The sequence below is a fragment of the Serratia sp. CY52157 genome (assembly GCF_052168495.1).
In the GTDB taxonomy this organism is placed as follows: Bacteria; Pseudomonadota; Gammaproteobacteria; order Enterobacterales; family Enterobacteriaceae; genus Serratia; species Serratia ureilytica.
In genome coordinates this window covers 1-573 of record NZ_JBJNMO010000020.1, presented here as the reverse complement: position 1 = coordinate 573, position 573 = coordinate 1, and the positions used below count along the sequence as shown (strand labels likewise).

The 573-nt window shown below is 45.4% G+C and carries 1 tRNA gene and 1 rRNA gene; both read right to left on the bottom strand.

The features are described 5' to 3' along the window. Positions 1 to 284: 284 nt before the first annotated feature. Positions 285 to 360, bottom strand: a tRNA-Glu gene (locus tag ACJ8IP_RS24230). A 140-nt stretch (positions 361 to 500) separates the two neighbouring features. Beyond that, positions 501 to 573 (bottom strand): 16S ribosomal RNA (locus tag ACJ8IP_RS24225); the annotation flags it as partial.

The window sequence follows — 573 nt, the reverse complement described above, 5'->3', positions numbered from 1 at the left end:
ATCGCCTCTGACTGCCTAGGCATCCACCGTGTACGCTTAGTCACTTAACCTCACAACCCGAAGATGTTTCCATCGTTCGCGCTGCAAACATTTGAGAGACTCTATGACAGGTTACTCTTCATCCCAATACATCTACGGAGGGATAAATTTCAGCCGTCATGTTTCAATTTTCAGCTTGTTCCAGATTGTTAAAGAGCAAAATCTTAAACATGACTCGGAAGTCATCTTTAAGATTTTTTCGGTCTGTTGTGACCGGTGATAATGTCTTTCACTCATTATCGGAATGGCGTCCCCAAGGGGATTCGAACCCCTGTTACAGCCGTGAAAGGGCAGTGTCCTAGGCCTCTAGACGATGGGGACACGAAAATCCGATTAAACTGAATAACTTAATCGGTTCGTATCAGCATGAATGACTCATGGCATCAACAGGTAGCGCTTTGCTCGTTACTTTTTCATCAGACAATCTGTGTGAGCACGCCACGCGAACTAATATCTTTAGGTAAGGAGGTGATCCAACCGCAGGTTCCCCTACGGTTACCTTGTTACGACTTCACCCCAGTCATGAATCACAAA